A 19,568-nucleotide genomic window follows, 5' to 3' on the forward strand; every position below is an offset into this window, starting at 1 on the left:
ACGACCGGGAGCTAACGATGGCTGTGTCTGTGGACAAGTTGACGGAGGCCCTCCGAGCTTCGTTGCTGGCCAATAGTCGCTTGCGTCAGGAGAACAAGGCCCTGACAGATGCCGCGAACGATCCGATCGCGATCGTGGGGATGGCGTGCCGGTTCCCTGGTGGGGTGTCGGGTCCGGACGATCTGTGGCGGCTGGTCATTGACGGGACTGATGGCATTGCGCCGTTCCCCACTGATCGTGGCTGGGATCTGGACGCGCTGCTGGGCACTGACGGGCCCGGGTCAGGGGCGTCGGCGACGAGTGAGGGTGGCTTTGTCGACGGTGTCGACGAGTTCGACGCGGCGTTCTTCCGGATCTCGCCTCGAGAGGCGTTGGCTACCGATCCTCAGCAGCGGTTGCTGCTGGAGGTGTCCTGGGAAGCGTTGGAACAGGCCGGTATCGATCCGGTGTCGTTGGCGGGGAGCCCGACCGGGGTTTTCGCCGGCGCCTACCAGATGGGATACGCCGATCTCGTCACTCGTTCCGATGAGCAACTGCAGGGCCACGCGCTCACGGGCGGGGCGGGTAGCGTGATCTCTGGCCGGGTGGCTTACACGTTGGGCCTTGAGGGGCCCGCGGTGAGCGTGGACACGGCCTGTTCTTCGTCGTTGGTGGCGATGCACTTCGCCGCGCAGGCGTTGCGGGCGAAGGAGTGCACGCTGGCCCTGGCCGGTGGCGTCACGGTGATGTCCACACCCCACACGTTCGTCGGGTTCACGGTGCAGGGCGGTACGGCCGCGGACGGGCGGTGCAAGTCGTTCGCCGACGCCGCCGACGGCGCCGGATGGGGCGAAGGCGTCGGAATGGTGGTGATGGAGCGGTTGTCCGATGCACGCCGTCATGGCCACGAGGTGTTGGCTGTGTTGCGCTCGAGTGCGGTGAATCAGGATGGTGCTTCGAATGGTTTGACGGCGCCGAATGGTCCGTCGCAGCAGCGTGTGATTCGTCAGGCGTTGGCCGCGGCTGGGCTTTCTCCTGCTGAGGTCGATGTGGTGGAAGCTCATGGCACGGGGACTCGGCTCGGTGACCCGATTGAGGCTCAGGCGTTGCTGGCCACGTACGGCCAGGATCGTGCCGAGGGGCAGCCGTTGTGGCTGGGGTCGTTGAAGTCCAACATCGGTCACACCCAGGCCGCGGCGGGCGTGGCGGGTGTGATCAAGATGGTCATGGCCCTGCGCCACGGGATGCTTCCCAAGACGCTGCACGTGGATCAGCCGTCCACCCAAGTGGACTGGTCCCAGGGCGATGTGCGGTTGCTGACCGAGGCCACCCCCTGGCCGGAGATGGACCATCCTCGTCGGGCCGGAGTGTCGTCGTTCGGTGTCAGTGGAACGAACGCGCACGTCATCCTCGAAGCCCCCGCCGACATCACGTCGGATACTCCATCCAGCACCGAAACCTCTTCTGACGTCGGTGCCTTCGGTGTGGGTGGTGTGGTGCCGTGGGTGTTGTCGGGGAAGTCGGTTGAGGCGGTGCGTGCGCAGGCGAGCCGCCTTCTGGAGTTTGTGGGGTCGGATTCGTCGTTGCGGCCGGTGGATGTGGGGTGGTCGCTGGTCAGTTCGCGTGCGATGTTCGATCACCGTGCGGTGGTGTTGGGTAGTGATCGGGATGAGTTGATGGCCGGGCTGCGGGCCGTTGCTGCTGGGGAGTCGGCTGCTGGGGTGGTGCAGGGCGCTGCTCGGGCTGGTGGCCAGGTGGTGTTTGTGTTCCCTGGTCAGGGTGCGCAGTGGGTTGGTATGGCTCGGGAGTTGTATGCCGAGTCGCCGGTGTTCGCTGATTCGATGGGTGAGTGTGCTCAGGCGCTGGCGCCTTTTGTGGACTGGTCGTTGGAGCAGGTGCTCGGCGATGAGGTGGCGTTGGCGCGGGTGGATGTTGTTCAGCCGGTGTTGTGGGCGGTGATGGTGTCGCTGGCGGCATTGTGGCGGTCGTTCGGGGTGGAGCCTGCTGCGGTGGTGGGGCATTCCCAGGGTGAGATCGCTGCGGCGTGTGTTGCCGGTGGTCTGTCGTTGTCGGATGGCGCGCGGGTGGTGGCCTTGCGTAGTCGTGCCATCGCCGAGAACCTGACTGGTGGGGGCATGGTGGCTTTGTCGCTGCCTGCCGTGCAGGTTGAAGAACTGATCACGAACTGGCCAGGGCTGTCCGTGGCCGTGATCAACGGTCCGGCATCAACGGTGGTCGCGGGCGAGTCTGATGCTTTGGACCTGTTGCTGGCTCACTGTCGTGATCGGGAGGTCCAGGCGCGTCGGATTGCGGTGGATTATGCCTCTCACTCGCACTTGGTCGAGCGGATCCAGGAGCGCTTACTGAGCGATCTCGCGCCGATTGCCCCGCAGTCGTCTGGGGTGCCGGTGTATTCGTCGGTGACCGGAGAGTTGATGGACACCGCGTCGTGGGGCGCGGAGTACTGGTACCGCAATCTGCGGAATACGGTGTTGTTCGAGAAGGCTCTCACGGCTGCTTTGGATGCCGGTGCCAGCACGGTGGTTGAGGTCAGTCCGCATCCGGTGTTGCTTCCCGCGGTCCAGGACATTGTGGACCAACACGAGGACGCTGCGGTGGCTGCCGGGACGCTGCGTCGTGGTGAGGGCGACCTCCGGTGTGTGGTCTCCGCGGTGGCGCAAGCGTATGCGCATGGCGTGGCTGTTGACTGGGCTCAGGCGTTTGCTGGTTGTGGTGCTGTGCGGGTGGGGTTGCCGACGTATGCGTTCCAGCGGCAGCGTTTCTGGCCTGAGACGGCCAGTGGGCCGGCCGATGTGGCTGCGGCGGGGTTGAGTTCGGCTGAGCATCCGTTGCTTGGGGCGATGTTGTCGTTGCCGCAGACGGACGGTGTGGTGTTCACCAGCCGTCTATCGCTGCGCACGCACCCGTGGCTCGCCGATCACGCGGTGCAAGGCACCGTGATCTTCCCCGGCACTGGGTATGTCGAGTTGGCCATCCGTGCTGGTGACAGTGTGGGTTGTGACCGACTTGATGAGCTGGTGCTGGAGACCCCGCTGGTGTTGCCCGCTCAGGGCGGCGTGCAGGTCCAGGTCGTGGTCGGCGATGCCGATGCCCCCGCGGCGGCCGGGGCGCGGCGGCGGAGTGTGGCGGTGTATGCGCGCCTGGACGGGCAGGAGACCTGGACCCGACACGCCACCGGCGTGATGAGCGCTACCGCACCACACCCCGATCAAGACCAGGCCGATGGCGAGTTTGACCCGGTGAGTCAGGCGTGGCCTGCGCCCGGTGCGACAGAACTGGACACTTCCCAGTTCTACGAGCAACTGAGTGAAGGCGGGTTCCTTGCTTATGGCCCGGTGTTCCAAGGGCTGAGCAAGGCGTGGAAGAGCGGAAACCAGATCCTCGCCGAGGTCGAGCTCCCAGAGGCCGGGCGTGGTCTGGCATCGTCGTTCGGGATTCATCCGGCGTTGTTGGATGCGGCGTTGCACTCCACGGTCTTCGTGGGGTTGGACTCCGCCCAAGAGGGAGGGTTGCCGTTCAGCTTCACCAATGTGGTGTTGCGTGCCTCGGGTGCGTCCAGGCTTCGGGTCGCGTTGACTCGCATGGGCCCTGATGAGGTGGCGGTCGCGGTCGCGGACAGCACCGGGCTGCCCGTCCTGTCGGTCGGCTCACTGAGCGTACGGCCGGTTGCAGCCGGCAGCATCGCCACGAGCACAGGCGACGGGGCACTGCTGAGGATGCAGTGGATCGATGCCACCCTGTCCGCTGCGCCAGCGGAGGAGTGGACGGTGGTCGACCGGTCCGGCTCGGCGAATGCCGACCTGGAGGCGGTCAGTGCCGCTCTTGATGAAGGGGCGGCACCGCAGGCGGTTGTGCTGGCCGTGGCTGGGGACCCGCACGCGGTGGTGGACTCAACCCACGAGCTGACCGGATGGGTGCTGCGGCAGGTGCAGCGTTGGCTGAGTGGGGACGAGTTCGCAGCCATCCCGTTGGTTGTGTTGACTCGTGGTGCGGTGGCTGTTCAGCCTGGTGAGTCGGTGTCGGATTTGGCTGCGACTGCGGTGTGGGGTTTGGTGCGTTCGGCACAGACGGAGAATCCGGGCCGGTTCATTCTGCTCGACACCGACACCGATACCGAGCTGGATGCCACAGTGTTGGGCCAGGCCCTTGCTGCGGATGAGCCACAACTGGCATTGCGTAATGGGCAGCTTCACGCTGTCCGCCTGACTCGGGTCAGCCCCACCGATGAACTCTGCGTCCCGGCCTCATCGCAGGGGCTGTGGCGGCTGGATTCCACGGAGAAGGGCACGCTGGAAAATCTGACGCTGGTACCTTGTCCCGAGCTGGCCAGCCCGTTGGAGCCCGGGCAGGTCCGGATTCGGGTGCGTGCAGCGGGCCTGAACTTCCGTGACGTGCTCAACGCCCTGGGCGTTGTTGACGATCCGCGTGCGGCTGGACCGCTGGGTAGCGAAGTGGCTGGCGTGATCACGGAGGTCGGGCCTGAGGTGACCGGTCTGAAGACCGGTGACCGGGTCATGGGATTGGTACCCGGAGGATTCGGTCCGGTTGCGGTGACCGATCACCGGCTGCTGGTGGTGGTCCCGCAGGATTGGTCGTTCACGACTGCCGCGTCGGTCCCGATTGTGTTCCTGACGGCTTTTTACGGGCTGGTGGATCTTGCGGGCCTGTGTGCTGGTGAGTCGGTTTTGGTGCATGCCGGTGCTGGTGGTGTGGGTTTGGCGGCTATCCAGCTTGCCCAGCACCTTGGGGCGGACGTCTACGCCACCGCGAGTGAAGCGAAGTGGCGTGTGCTGCATGAGTGGGGTGTGCCGCAAGGCCAGGTGGCGTCTTCACGGGACCTGACCTTCCGGGAGAGCTTCCGTGCGGCTACGGCTGGCCGTGGTGTGGATGTGGTGCTGAACTCCCTGGCAGGGGAGTTCGTGGATGCGTCGCTGGATGTGTTGACTCCTGGCGGGCGGTTCCTGGAGATGGGCAAGACCGATATCCGGTCGGCTCAGGATCTGCCTGCGGAGGTGGCCTATCGGGCATTCGACCTGATGGATGCTGGCGTTGACCGTATCCAGGAGATGCTGCGGGAATTGGTGGGCCTGTTCGAAGCTGGTGTGCTGCGGCCGCTGCCAGTGACGAGTTGGGACGTGCGCCAGGGACGGGATGCTTTCCGGTTCATGAGCCAGGCCAAGCACGTCGGTAAGCTGGTGCTGACGGTGCCTCAGGTTCTCGATGTGGGCGGCACGGTCGTCATCACCGGTGGTACTGGTGGCCTGGGTGGCGTGGTGGCGCGGCATCTGGTGGCCGAGCACGGTGTTCGGCATCTGCTATTGGTGAGTCGGCGTGGTATGGATGCTCCGGGGGCCGCGGGGCTGGTGGCGGAGCTGACGGAGCAGGGCGCCGCGGTGTCGGTCATGGCGTGCGATGTGAGCGATCGGCAGGCTTTAGCTGGGGTATTGGGGTCTGTGTCGTCGGATCATCCGGTGACGGGTGTGGTGCACACCGCGGGGGTTCTCGAGGACGGTGTGATCGGTTCGCTGTCACGGGAGCAGTTGGACCGAGTGTTGGCTCCTAAGGTCGATGCGGCTTGGCATCTGCATGAACTGACCCGTGAGTTGGACCTGTCGTTGTTCGTGGTGTTCTCGTCGCTCGCGGGAGTCGTGGGCGGTGGTGGGCAGGGTAACTACGCGGCGGGCAATGTGTTCTTGGACGCGTTGATGCAGCAGCGCCGCGGTGCGGGGCTGCCGGGTCTGTCGATGGCGTGGGGAGCCTGGACGACCGATATCGGTTTGGTGGGCACGTTGTCCCAAGCCGATATCGCGCGGATCGCTCGTTCAGCCATGCCCCCCTTGTCCGTGTCCCAGGGCATGGGCCTGTTCGACCGGGCGCTGGGCACCGGACATCCGGTCCTAGGACTGGCCCGGCTGAACGTTCAGGCCTTGCGTACCCAGCATGACGCCCCGCTGTGGCGGTCGCTGGTCGGCGGTGCGCTTCGTCGTGCTGCTGACAACACCCGTTACGGTCGTGAGGGGTTTGGGCAGCGGCTGGCTGGCCTGCCTGGCGCGGAACGCGAGCAGATTCTCGTCGATCTGGTCCGGGAATCCGCTGCGGCCGTGCTGGGACATACCTCGAGTGCGCAGATCGACACCGGCCAGCCGTTCAGCGAGCTGGGATTCGACTCACTGACCTCGGTCGAGCTGCGCAACCTGCTGCAGGCCAAAACGGGTCTCGGCCTGGCTGCCAGCGTGGTGTTCGACTACCCGACCGTTACCCGGTTGGCCGGGTACCTGGCGGGTGAGTTCGGTGAGCCACAAGCTGCGGGATCGGCTGTGGTGCCAGCGCTGGTGTCGGTCAACGACGATCCGATCGTGCTCGTCGGAATGGCCTGTCGGTTCCCTCGTGGCGTCTGGGGTCCAGACGATCTGTGGCAGCTGGTCAGTGAGGGAACTGATGGCATCACCCCGTTCCCGACCGGCCGTGGTTGGGATTTGGATGCGCTGCTCGGAAGTGATGGGTCCGGGGCGAGGACTTCGGCTACCGGCGAGGGCGGGTTTGTCGACGGTGTAGACGAGTTCGACGCGGCGTTCTTCCGGATCTCGCCACGGGAAGCGCTGGCTACCGATCCTCAGCAGCGATTGCTGCTGGAGGTGTCCTGGGAAGCGTTGGAACAGGCCGGTATCGACCCTGCTTCGCTGGCGGGCAGCCCGACCGGGGTCTTCGCTGGCGCCTTCCAGTCCGGGTATGGCGATCTGGTCTCGCGTTCGGGTGAGCAACTGCAGGGGCACCTGATCACCGGAGGTGCAGGCAGCGCGATTTCTGGCCGGGTGGCCTACACGTTGGGGTTGGAAGGGCCTGCGGTGAGTGTGGACACGGCCTGTTCCTCGTCGCTGGTCGCGATACACCTGGCTGCGCAGGCGTTGCGGTCGGGGGATTGCACGCTGGCGTTGGCCGGTGGCGTCACCGTGATGGCCACGGCCGATGCCTTTGTCGGCTTTACGGCGCAGGGTGGTTTGGCCGCGGATGGCCGGTGTAAGTCGTTCTCCGACACTGCCGATGGCACTGGGTGGTCTGAGGGTGTCGGTGTGGTGGTGATGGAGCGTTTGTCTGACGCCCGCCGCCATGGCCACGAAGTTCTAGCGGTGTTGCGGTCTAGTGCGGTGAATCAGGATGGTGCTTCGAATGGTTTGACGGCGCCGAATGGTCCGTCGCAGCAGCGTGTGATTCGTCAGGCGCTGGCGGCGGCTGGGCTTTCTCCTGTTGAGGTCGATGCGGTGGAGGCTCATGGCACTGGGACTCGGCTGGGTGACCCGATTGAGGCTCAGGCGTTGCTGGCCACGTACGGCCAGGATCGTGTCGAGGGGCAGCCGTTGTGGCTGGGTTCGTTGAAGTCCAACATCGGTCACACCCAGGCCGCTGCGGGCGTCGGGGGTGTGATCAAGATGGTCATGGCCCTGCGCCATGGTGTGCTCCCGAAGACGTTGCATGTGGACCAGCCGTCGACGCAGGTGGACTGGTCCCAGGGGGATGTGCGGTTGTTGACCGAGGCCATCCCTTGGCCGGAGAACGGCCATCCCCGCCGGGCGGGGGTGTCCTCGTTCGGTGTCAGTGGAACGAATGCGCACGTCATTCTCGAAGCCCCCGCCGACACCACGTCGGATACTCCATCGAGCACCGAAGCCTCTTCTGGTGTTGGTGTCTTGGGTGTGGGGGGTGTGGTGCCGTGGGTGTTGTCGGGGAAGTCGGTTGAGGCGGTGCGTGCGCAGGCGAGCCGCCTTCTGGAGTTTGTGGGGTCGGATTCGTCGTTGCGTGCGGTGGATGTGGGGTGGTCGTTGGTCAGTTCGCGTGCGGTGTTTGATCACCGTGTGGTGGTGGTGGGCAGTGATCGTGATGAGTTGATGGCGGGGCTGCGGGCGGCTGCTGTTGGCGAGTCGGCTGCCGGTGTGGTGTGTGGTAGTGCCCGTAGCGGTGTTCGGGTGGGTGTGTTGTTTACCGGTCAGGGTGCTCAGCGGGTGGGGATGGCTCGTGAGTTGTATGACCGGTCGCCGGTGTTTGCGTCGGCGGTGGACGCGATTGCGGCGGAGTTGGATCCTTTGCTGGATCGCCCCTTGCGTGAGGTGATGTGGGGTGGTGATGCGGATGTTTTGGAGCAGACGGGGTGGGCGCAGCCGGCGTTGTTCGTGGTGGAGGCGGCGCTGTTTGAGGTGTTGCGTGCCTGTGGGGTGAGTCCGGATTATCTGCTGGGGCATTCGATTGGTGAGGTGACGGCGGCGTATGTGGCGGGTGTGTGGTCGCTGGGGGATGCGTGTCGGGTGGTGGCGGCGCGGGCGCGGTTGATGCAGGCGCTGCCTTCGGGTGGGGCGATGGCCGCGATCCCGCTGCCCGAAGCCGAAGTGAAGGATCTGTTGCCGGAGGGTGTGTCGATCGCGGCGGTTAACACCGCTGATTCCGTGGTGGTTTCGGGGCCGCAGGCTGGGGTGGACCATGTGGCGGGGCTGGTGGCTGCTCGTGGTCGCAAGGTGACGTGGTTGCGGGTGTCGCATGCGTTTCATTCGGGGTTGATGGATCCGATGTTGGAGGAGTTTGCGGGTGTGCTGGGGACGGTGTGTTTCCGGTCGCCGCGGATTCCGGTGGTGTCGAATGTGACCGGGCGGGTTGCTACGGCTGAGCAGTTGTGTTCGGTGGGGTATTGGGTTCGGCAGGTGCGGGATGCGGTGCGGTTCGCTGATGGGGTGCGGTGGCTGGCCGATCAGGGTGTGACCGCGCTGGTGGAACTGGGCCCGGACGGGGTGCTGTCTGGCCTGGCGCAGCACAGCTGCGCACCGGACACCCTCGTCACGCCGGTGTTGCGGCACCAGACGAGCGACAGCACGCTCCGGCAGAACGACGCGGAAACGTTGTTGTCGGCGGTGGGGCGTTTGTATGCGCATGGTGTGGCGGTGGACTGGGCTGGGGTGTTTGCTGGTTGTGGTGCTACGCGAGTTTCGCTGCCGACGTATGCGTTCCAGCGGCAGCGTTTCTGGCCTGATACGGCCCCCGGACCAGCCGATGTGGCCGCCGCCGGGCTGATTTCTGCCGAGCACCCGCTGCTTGGGGCGATGGTGCCGTCGCCGCAGACCGATGGTGTGGTGTTCACCAGTCGCCTGTCCGTGCGGACTCACCCCTGGCTTGCGGATCACGTGGTGCAGGGCGCGGTGGTGTTTCCCGGTACCGGCTATGCCGAGTTCGCCATCCGTGCTGGTGACAGTGTGGGTTGTGACCGGCTGGATGAGCTGGTCCTGGAAGCACCGCTGGTCCTGCCCGCCCAAGGTGGAGCCCAGGTTCAGGTCGTGGTCGGCGATGCCGACGCCCTCGCCGGCGCAGAGACACGGCGGCGGAGCGTGGCGGTATATGCGCGCCTGGACGGAGAGGAGGCCTGGACCCGTCACGCCATGGGTGTGGTGAGCGCTGGTGCACATGCCGCCGGTCAAGACCAGGCCGATGGGACGTTCGACTCGGTGAGCCAGGCCTGGCCGGCCCCGGGTGCGACGGAACTGGATACTTCGGGGTTCTATGACCGACTGAGTGAGGGCGGTTTCCTCGTTTATGGCCCGGTGTTCCAGGGGTTGACCAAGGCGTGGCGGCACGAGAACCAGATTCTGGCGGAGGTCGAGCTCCCCGACGCTGCTCGGGCGGAGGCGTTCGGGATCCACCCGGCACTCCTGGACGCGGCACTGCACACGACAGTCTTCGCCGAGTTGGACGCGGTCCAAGGCGGAGGGTTGCCGTTCAGCTTCACGGATGTGGTGTTGCGTGCCTCGGGTGCGTCCAGGCTTCGGGTCGCGTTGACTCGCACGGGTCCTGATGAGGTGGCGGTCGCGGTCGCGGACAGCACCGGGCTGCCCGTCCTGTCGATTGGCTCACTGACCGTACGGCCCTTGGCAGCCAACAGCATCCCCACGAGCACAGGTGACCGCTCCCTGCTGAGGACGCAATGGACCGACGTCCCTACGCCGACCGCTGCTCCGACGGGGGAGTGGATGGTGGTCGATCGGGCCGACTCAACGGATGCTGTGTATGCCGATCTGCACGCGGTCGCTATCGCCCTGGAGGACGGGACTGCGGTTCCGCAGGCGGTTGTGCTGGCCGTGGCTGGGGACCCGCGCGCGGTGGTGGAGTCCACTCATGAGTTGACGGGGTGGGTGCTGCAGCAGTTGCAGTACTGGCTGAGTGGGGACGAGTTCGCCGCCATCCCGTTGGTTGTGTTGACTCGTGGTGCGGTGGCTGTTCAGCCTGGTGAGTCGGTGTCGGATTTGGCTGCGGCTGCGGTGTGGGGTTTGGTGCGTTCGGCGCAGACGGAGAATCCGGGCCGGTTCATTCTGCTCGACACCGATACCGATACCGAGCTGGATGCCACGGTGTTGGGCCAGGTCCTTGCTGCGGATGAGCCACAACTGGCATTGCGTAATGGGCAGCTTCACGCTGTCCGCCTGACTCGGGTCAGCCCCACCGATGAACTCTGCGTCCCGGCCTCATCGCAGGGGCTGTGGCGGCTGGATTCCACGGAGAAGGGCACGCTGGAAAATCTGACGTTGGTACCTTGCCCCGAGCTTGCCAGCCCGTTGGAGCCCGGGCAGGTCCGGATTCGGGTGCGTGCAGCGGGCCTGAACTTCCGTGACGTGCTCAACGCCCTGGGAATGTATCCCGGTGAGGCTGGGCCCCTGGGGGGCGAAGTGGCTGGCGTGATCACGGAGGTCGGGCCTGAGGTGACCGGTCTGAAGACCGGTGATCGGGTCATGGGGCTGGCGTTCGGGGCAGTCGGTCCGGTTGCGGTGACTGATCGCCGGCTGCTGGTGGTGGTCCCGCAGGATTGGTCGTTCACGACTGCCGCGTCGGTCCCGATTGTGTTCCTGACGGCTTTTTACGGGCTGGTGGATCTTGCGGGTCTGTGTGCTGGTGAGTCGGTTTTGGTGCATGCCGGTGCTGGTGGTGTGGGTTTGGCGGCTATCCAGCTTGCCCAGCACCTTGGGGCGGACGTCTACGCCACGGCGAGTGAAGCGAAGTGGCGTGTGCTGCATGAGTGGGGTGTGCCGCAAGGCCAGGTGGCGTCTTCACGGGACCTGACCTTCCGGGAGAGCTTCCGTGACGCTACGGCTGGCCGTGGTGTGGATGTGGTGCTGAACTCCCTGGCAGGGGAGTTCGTGGATGCGTCGCTGGATGTGTTGACTCCTGGCGGGCGGTTCCTGGAGATGGGCAAGACCGATATCCGGTCGGCTCAGGATCTGCCTGCGGAGGTGGCCTATCGGGCATTCGACCTGATGGATGCTGGCGTTGACCGTATCCAGGAGATGCTGCGGGAATTGGTGGGCCTGTTCGAAGCTGGTGTGCTGCGGCCGCTGCCAGTGACGAGTTGGGACGTGCGCCAGGGGCGGGATGCTTTCCGGTTCATGAGCCAGGCCAAGCACGTCGGTAAGCTGGTGCTGACGGTGCCTCAGGTTCTCGATGTGGGCGGCACGGTCGTCATCACCGGTGGTACTGGTGGCCTGGGTGGCGTGGTGGCGCGGCATCTGGTGGCCGAGCACGGTGTTCGGCATCTGCTATTGGTGAGTCGGCGTGGTATGGATGCTCCGGGGGCCGCGGGGCTGGTGGCGGAGTTGGGGCAGCTGGGTGCCGCGGTCTCAGTCGCTTCGTGTGATGTGTCTGACCGACAGGCGTTGGCCGAGGTGCTGGCCTCCGTCTCGTCGGATCATCCGGTGACGGGTGTGGTGCACACCGCGGGTGTTCTCGAGGACGGTGTGATCGGTTCGCTGTCACGGGAGCAGTTGGACCGGGTGTTGGCTCCTAAGGTCGATGCGGCTTGGTATCTGCATGAACTGACTCGTGAGTTGGACCTGTCGTTGTTCGTGGTGTTCTCGTCGCTCGCGGGAGTCGTGGGCGGTGGTGGGCAGGGTAATTACGCGGCGGGCAATGTGTTCTTGGACGCGTTGATGCAGCAGCGCCGCGGTGCGGGGCTGCCGGGTCTGTCGATGGCGTGGGGTGCCTGGACGACCGATATCGGTTTGGTGGGCACGTTGTCCCAAGCCGATATCGCGCGGATCGCTCGTTCAGCCATGCCCCCGTTGTCCGTCGAACAAGGCGTGGAACTGTTCGACCGCGCGTTGGACACCGGTCATTCCGTGCTGGCGTTGACCCGTTTGAACGTTCAGGCCTTGCGTGCCCAGCAGGACATCCCGGCCGTGTGGCGGTCGCTGGTCGGCGGTGCGCTTCGTCGTGCTGCTGACAACTCCCGTTACGGTCGTGAGGGGTTTGGGCAGCGGCTGGCTGGCCTGCCTGGCGCGGAACGCGAGCAGATTCTCGTCGATCTGGTTCGGGAATCCGCTGCGGCCGTGCTGGGACATACCTCGAGTGCGCAGATCGACACCGGCCAGCCGTTCAGCGAGCTGGGATTCGACTCACTGACCTCGGTCGAGCTGCGCAACCTGCTGCAGGCCAAAACGGGTCTCGGCCTGGCTGCCAGCGTGGTGTTCGACTACCCGACCGTTACCCGGTTGGCTGGGTACCTGGCGGGTGAGTTCGGTGAGCCGCAAGCTGCGGGATCGGCTGTGGTGCCGGCGATGGTGTCGGTCACCGACGATCCGATCGTGCTCGTGGGGATGGCCTGTCGTTTTCCCGGTGGAGTGTCGGATCCGGACGGTCTGTGGCGACTGGTGACCGACGAGGTCGATGGCATTATCCCGTTTCCCACTGATCGTGGCTGGGATCTGGATGCGTTGCTCGGTAGTGATGGATCCGGGGCAGGGACGTCAGCCACCGGCGAGGGCGGGTTTGTCGACGGTGTAGACGAGTTCGACGCGGCGTTCTTCCGGATCTCGCCACGGGAAGCACTGGCTACCGATCCTCAGCAGCGATTGCTGCTGGAGGTGTCCTGGGAAGCGTTGGAACAGGCCGGTATCATTCCCGCTTCACTGGCGGGCACCCCGACCGGCGTCTTTGCCGGCGCCTACCAGTCCGGGTACACCGAGCTGGTCGCTCATAGCGGTGAGCAGTTGCGAGGTCACCTGGTCACTGGCGGCGCGGGCAGTGCGATTTCGGGCCGGGTGGCCTACACGTTGGGGCTGGAAGGCCCTGCGGTGAGTGTGGACACGGCCTGTTCCTCGTCGTTGGTGGCTATGCACCTGGCTGCGCAGGCACTGCGCGCTGGCGAGTGCACGCTGGCCCTGGCAGGCGGCGTCACCGTGATGGCCACACCCGACGCGATAGTCGGGCTTACGGCGCAGGGGCCGCTGGCCTCGGACGGGCGCTGCAAGTCGTTCTCCGACACCGCCGACGGCGCCGGATGGTCCGAAGGTGTCGGAGTTGTGGTCATGGAGCGGTTGTCCGATGCCCGCCGTCACGGCCACCAGGTCTTGGCGGTGTTGCGGTCCAGCGCCGTCAACCAGGACGGTGCCTCCAACGGCCTGACCGCCCCGAATGGTCCGTCACAGCAGCGGGTGATTCGTCAGGCGCTGGCCGCGGCTGGGCTTTCGCCTGCGGAGGTCGACGCAGTCGAAGCCCACGGCACCGGCACCCGGCTGGGCGACCCGATCGAGGCTCAGGCACTGCTGGCCACATATGGTCAGGACAGGCCCGAGGGCCAGCCACTATGGCTCGGATCGTTGAAATCCAACATCGGCCACACCCAAGCCGCTGCGGGCGTCGGGGGTGTGATCAAGATGGTCATGGCCCTGCGCCACGGCGTGCTTCCCAAGACACTGCACGTGGAGCAGCCCTCGACGCAGGTGGACTGGACCCAGGGCGATGTGCGGTTGCTGACCGAGGCCACCCCCTGGCCGGAGAACGACCACCCACGCCGGGCCGGCGTGTCCTCGTTCGGGATCAGTGGAACGAACGCGCATGTCATCATCGAAGCGCCAGCCGATACCGACATCCCATCTGAGATTTCCGGTGGGGGCGGTCTGGTGCCGTGGGTGTTGTCGGGGAAGACGGACGACGCGGTGCGTGCGCAAGCGAACCGGTTGCTGGAGTATCTGGAAGCCGATCCGTCGCTGCGGCCGGTGGATGTGGGGTGGTCGCTGGTCAGTTCGCGGGAGGCGTTCGATCACCGGGTGGTCGTGGTGGGCGACGACCGGGACGAGTTGATGGCCGGTCTGCGCGCAGCTGCCGCTGGGGAGTCCGCTCCGGGGGTGCTGCGGGGCACGGCCCGGGCCGGTGACCGAGTGGTGTTCGTGTTCCCGGGGCAGGGCGGTCAGTGGGTTGGTATGGCCCAAGACCTCTATGCCCAGTCCCCGGTCTTCGCTGAGGCGATGCAGGAGTGCGCCCAGGCGCTGGAGCCGTTCGTGGACTGGTCACTGGAGCAGGTACTCGACGACGAGGCCGCGCTGGCACGGGTGGACGTCGTGCAGCCGGTGCTGTGGGCGGTGATGGTGTCCTTGGCGGCGCTGTGGCGGTCGTTCGGGGTCGAACCGGCCGCGGTATTGGGGGCGAGTCAGGGGGAGATCGCAGCGGCGTGTGTGGCCGGCGAGTTGGACATGGCTGATGCGGCGCGGGTGGTGGCGTTGCGCAGTCAGTTGCTGGCCGAGCGGATGGTCGGCCGGGGCCTGCTGGCCTCGGTGGCGTTGCCGGTGGAGCGGGTGCTGGAGCTCCTGCCCGATGCCTTGAGCATCGCCGGAGTGAACGGGCCGGCGACGGTGACGGTGGCCGGGCCGGTGGACGCGGTCGAGGAATTCACCGCGCGGCTCACCGAGGACGGGGTGCGGGCCAGGGTGGTCGCCTCCTCCGTCGCCACGCACTGCGCTCAGGTCGACGAACTCGCTGATGAACTGGCTGAACTGCTGCGCGACGTGCGCGCCCGCGCTGGCACCGTGCCGTTCTACTCCACGGTGACACCCGGCCTGCGCGCGCCGGGGACGCTGGACGCGGAGTACTGGTTCGCGAATATGCGCGAGCCGGTGTCGTTCCAGCCGGTGGTTCGCGAGCTGGTCGAGGCCGGGCTGCACACGTTCGTCGAGGTCAGCCCGCATCCGGTGTTGATTCCTGCGGTCCAGGACATTGTGGACGAGAACCAGGACACCGCGGTGGCTGTGGGCACGCTCCGCCGCGGTGAGGGAAATCTGCGCCGAGCGGTGTCGACGATGGCGCAGGCGTATGCGCAGGGTGTGGACGTGGACTGGGCCGGGGTGTTCGCCGGTCGTGGCGCTACGCGAGTTCCGCTGCCGACGTATGCCTTCCAGCGGCAGCGCTTTTGGCCCGACACGTCGAGTGGTCCGGCTGATGTGGCCGCGGCGGGGTTGAGCTCGGCGGATCACCCGCTGCTGGGTGCGACGGTGTTGTTGCCGCAGACGGATGGCGTGTTGTTCACCAGTCGCCTGTCGCTGCGAACACACCCGTGGCTCGCCGATCACGCGGTGCAAGGCACCGTGATCTTCCCCGGGACCGGTTATGTCGAGTTGGCCATCCGCGCTGGTGACAGTGTGGGCTGCGACCGGCTAGAGGAATTGGTCCTGGAGACACCGCTGGTCTTGCCCATCCAGGGGGGTGCCCAGCTCCAGGTCGTGGTTGGCGATGCCGATACCCCAGCGGAGGCGGAGGTGCGGCGGAGTGTGGCGGTGTATGCGCGCCTGGACGGGCAGGAGGCCTGGACACGACACGCCACCGGCGTGGTCAGCACGTCCCCACCCGGCGCCACTGGTCACGACCGGGCCGATGAGCTGTTGCAATCGGTGGCGCAGGCCTGGCCTGTGCCTGGTGCGATGGAGCTGGACACTTCGCAGTTCTACGACCAGCTCGGTGAGGGCGGCTTCGCATATGGTCCGGTGTTCCGGGGGTTGAGCAAGGCATGGAAGAGCGGGGACCGGATTCTGGCTGAGGTCGAGCTCCCCGAGGCTGGGCGTGGTCTGGCGGAGTCTTTTGGTATTCATCCGGCGTTGTTGGATGCGGCGTTGCACCCCACGGTCTTCGCCGGGTTGGACTCGGCGCGGGACGGTGGGTTGCCGTTCAGCTTCACGGATGTGGTGTTGCGCGCCTCTGGTGCGTCCCGGTTGCGGGTTGCGTTGACCCGTACGGGTCCGGATGAGGTGGCGATTGCGGTCGCGGACAGCACGGGGTTGCCCGTGTTGTCGATCGGCTCGCTGACCGTCCGGCCGCTGACTGCCGACGGCCTCACCACCGGTACGAACGATGGGTCCTTGCTGAGGTTGGAGTGGATCGATATACCTCCCCGGTCCGCTGCTTCGGTGGGGGAGTGGGTGGTGGTCGACCGTGCGGGTGCTGATATGGGTGGGGTCAGCACTGCCCTGGAGGACGGGGCCGCGGTTCCGCAGGCGGTTGTGCTGGCCGTGTCCGGGGACCCGCACGCGGTGGTGGACTCAACCCACGAGCTGACCGGGTGGGTGTTGCGGCAGGTGCAGCACTGGTTGGGTGAGGACCGCTTCACCACGGTGCCGTTGGTTGTGTGGACTCGGGGTGCGGTTGCTTCTCGGTCTGGTGAGTCGGTGTCGGATTTGGCTGCGGCTGCGGTGTGGGGTTTGGTGCGTTCGGCGCAGACGGAAAATCCCGGGCGGTTCGTTCTGCTCGACACCGACACCGACATCGAGTTGGACGCCGCGGTGCTGGGCCAGGTGCTGGCTGTGGATGAGCCGCAGTTGGTGCTGCGTGATGGGCAGTTGCACGCTGCTCGCTTGACCCGGGTCAGTCCCACCGATGAACCCTCCACTTTCCCGGAGTCGGTTTTGGGTGGTTCGGGGACGATGGTGGTCACGGGTGGCACTGGTGGTTTGGGCGGTGTGCTGGCGCGGCATCTGGTGGCCGTGCACGGTGTTCAGCGTCTGTTGCTGCTGAGTCGGCGTGGCATGGATGCTCCGGGGGCCGCGGAGTTGGTGGCGGAGTTGGGGCAGCTGGGCGCCGCGGTCTCAGTCGCTTCGTGTGATGTGGCTGACCGACAGGCCTTGGCCGAGGTGCTGGCTTCCGTCTCGCCGGATCATCCGGTGACCGGGGTCGTGCACGCGGCAGGGGTCCTTGAGGACGGTGTGATCGGATCGCTGTCGGGTGAGCAGCTGGACCGAGTACTGACCCCCAAGGTCGATGCGGCCTGGAATCTGCACGAACTCACCCGAGACCTGAACCTGGCATTGTTTGTGGCGTTCTCTTCCCTCGCGGGCCTGTTGGGTGGCGGAGGCCAGGGCAACTATGCGGCGGGCAACGTGTTCTTGGACGCGTTGATGCAGCAGCGCCGCGGTGAGGGGCTGCCGGGTCTGTCGATGGCGTGGGGTGCTTGGACGACCGAGGTCGGTTTGGTTGGCACGTTGTCCCAAACCGATCTCCAGCGGATCGCTCGTTCGGCCATACCGCCGTTGTCCGTGGACCAGGGCATGAGCCTGTTCGACCGGGCGCTGGGCACTGGTTATCCGGTGCTGGCGTTGACTCGGCTGAATGTGCAGGCGTTGCGTGCTCAGGCTGATGTGCCGGCTGTGTGGCGGTCGCTGGCGGGCGGTGTGCTGCGGCGTGCTGCCGACAACTCCCGGGATGGTCGTGAGGGGCTGGGGCAGCGGTTGGCCGGAATGGCCAGTGCGGAGCGCGAACGAGTTCTGCTCGATCTGGTCCGGGAATCCGCCGCGGCCGTGTTGGGGTACGCCTCAAGCACACAGATCAGCAGTGACCAGCCGTTCAAGGAGCTGGGATTCGACTCGTTGACCGCGGTCGAGCTGCGTAACTTGCTGCAGGCCAAGACGGGACTCCGCCTGGCGTCCAGCGCGGTGTTCGACTACCCGACCGTTACCCGTTTGGCTGGGTACCTGGCGGCTGGGTTCGGTGAGCCGCAACTTGCTGGGTCGGCTGTGGTGCCGGCGATGGTGTCGGTCACTGACGATCCGATCGTGCTCGTGGGGATGGCATGTCGGTTCCCTGGTGGCGTCTGGGGTCCAGACGATCTGTGGCAGCTGGTCACTGACGAGGCTGATGGCGTCACGCCGTTCCCCACTGACCGTGGCTGGGACCTGGCCAGGCTGCTGGGTAAGGGCTCCAGGGCCGGGACTTCCGCGACGGGCGAGGGTGGCTTTGTCGACGGTGTCGATGAGTTCGATGCGGCGTTCTTCCGGATCTCGCCGCGGGAGGCGCTGGCTACTGATCCTCAGCAGCGGTTGTTGCTGGAGGTGTCGTGGGAAGCGTTGGAACAGGCCGGTATAGATCCGGTGTCGTTGGCGGGCAGCCCGGCCGGCGTCTTCGTTGGCGCCTACCAGTCCGGGTACACCGAGCTCGTCGCTCGTAGCAGTGAACAAATGCAGGGTCACATGATCACCGGTGCCGCGGGCAGTGCGATTTCTGGTCGGGTGGCCTACGCGTTGGGTCTGGAAGGGCCTGCGGTGAGTGTGGACACGGCGTGTTCGTCGTCGTTGGTGGCGATTCATCTTGCGGCGCAGGCGTTGCGGTCGGGTGAGTGCACGCTGGCCCTCGCCGGTGGCGTCACGGTGATGGCCACACCCGACGTGTTCGTCGGATTCACGGTGCAGGGTGGGATGGCCGCGGACGGGCGGTGCAAGTCGTTCGCCGACGCTGCTGATGGTGCCGGATGGGCCGAGGGTGTCGGTGTGGTGGTGATGGAGCGGTTGTCTGACGCCCGCCGCCACGGCCACGAAGTTCTAGCGGTGTTGCGCTCCAGTGCGGTCAACCAGGACGGTGCTTCGAACGGGTTGACCGCCCCCAATGGTCCGTCGCAGCAGCGTGTGATTCGTCAGGCGCTGGCTGCGGCTGGGCTTTCTCCTGCTGAGGTCGATGCGGTGGAGGCCCATGGCACCGGTACTCGGCTGGGCGATCCGATTGAGGCTCAGGCGTTGCTGGCCACGTACGGCCAGGACCGTGCCGAGGGACAGCCGTTGTGGCTGGGTTCGTTGAAGTCCAACATCGGTCACACCCAGGCCGCGGCGGGTGTCGGTGGTGTGATCAAGATGGTCATGGCCCTGCGCCACGGTGTGCTCCCGAAGACGTTGCATGTGGATCAGCCGTCGACGCAGGTGGACTGGACTGAGGGTAACGTGCGGTTGCTGAGCGAGGCGATGCCCTGGCCGGAGACCGATCATCCGCGTCGGGCCGGGGTCTCCTCGTTCGGGATCAGTGGAACGAATGCGCACGCCATCCTGGAGGCCGCAACTGGCACTGATACCGGTACCGAGGCCTCGTCCGACACTCCATCTGACACCGGAACTCCGCCGGTTTTGGGTGTGGGTGGTGTGGTGCCGTGGGTGTTGTCGGGGAAGTCGGTTGAGGCGGTGCGTGCGCAGGCGGTCCGTTTGTTGGAGTTTGTGGGGTCGGATTCGTCGTTGCGTGCGGTGGATGTGGGGTGGTCGTTGGTCAGTTCGCGTGCGGTGTTCGATCACCGTGTGGTGGTGGTGGGCAGTGATCGTGATGAGTTGATGGCGGGGCTGCGGGCGGCTGCTGTTGGCGAGTCGGCTGCCGGTGTGGTGTGTGGTAGTGCGCGGGCCGGTGCTCGGGTGGGTGTGTTGTTTACCGGTCAGGGTGCTCAGCGGGTGGGGATGGCTCGTGAGTTGTATGACCGGTCGCCGGTGTTTGCGTTGGCGGTGGACGCGATTGCGGCGGAGTTGGATCCTTTGCTG

General features: G+C 66.1%; 1 protein-coding gene. It reads left to right on the forward strand.

The genetic code is table 11. From position 1 onward, the window contains the following. Positions 1-29 precede the first annotated feature (29 nt). Positions 30-19,568, forward strand: a 19,539-nt coding sequence (locus P3G67_RS34630) for an SDR family NAD(P)-dependent oxidoreductase (protein ID WP_449343268.1), incomplete at its 3' end; no start/stop codon positions are given.

This window comes from Streptomyces silvisoli (genome assembly GCF_029269905.1).
Taxonomy (GTDB): domain Bacteria; phylum Actinomycetota; class Actinomycetes; order Streptomycetales; family Streptomycetaceae; genus Streptantibioticus_A; species Streptantibioticus_A silvisoli_A.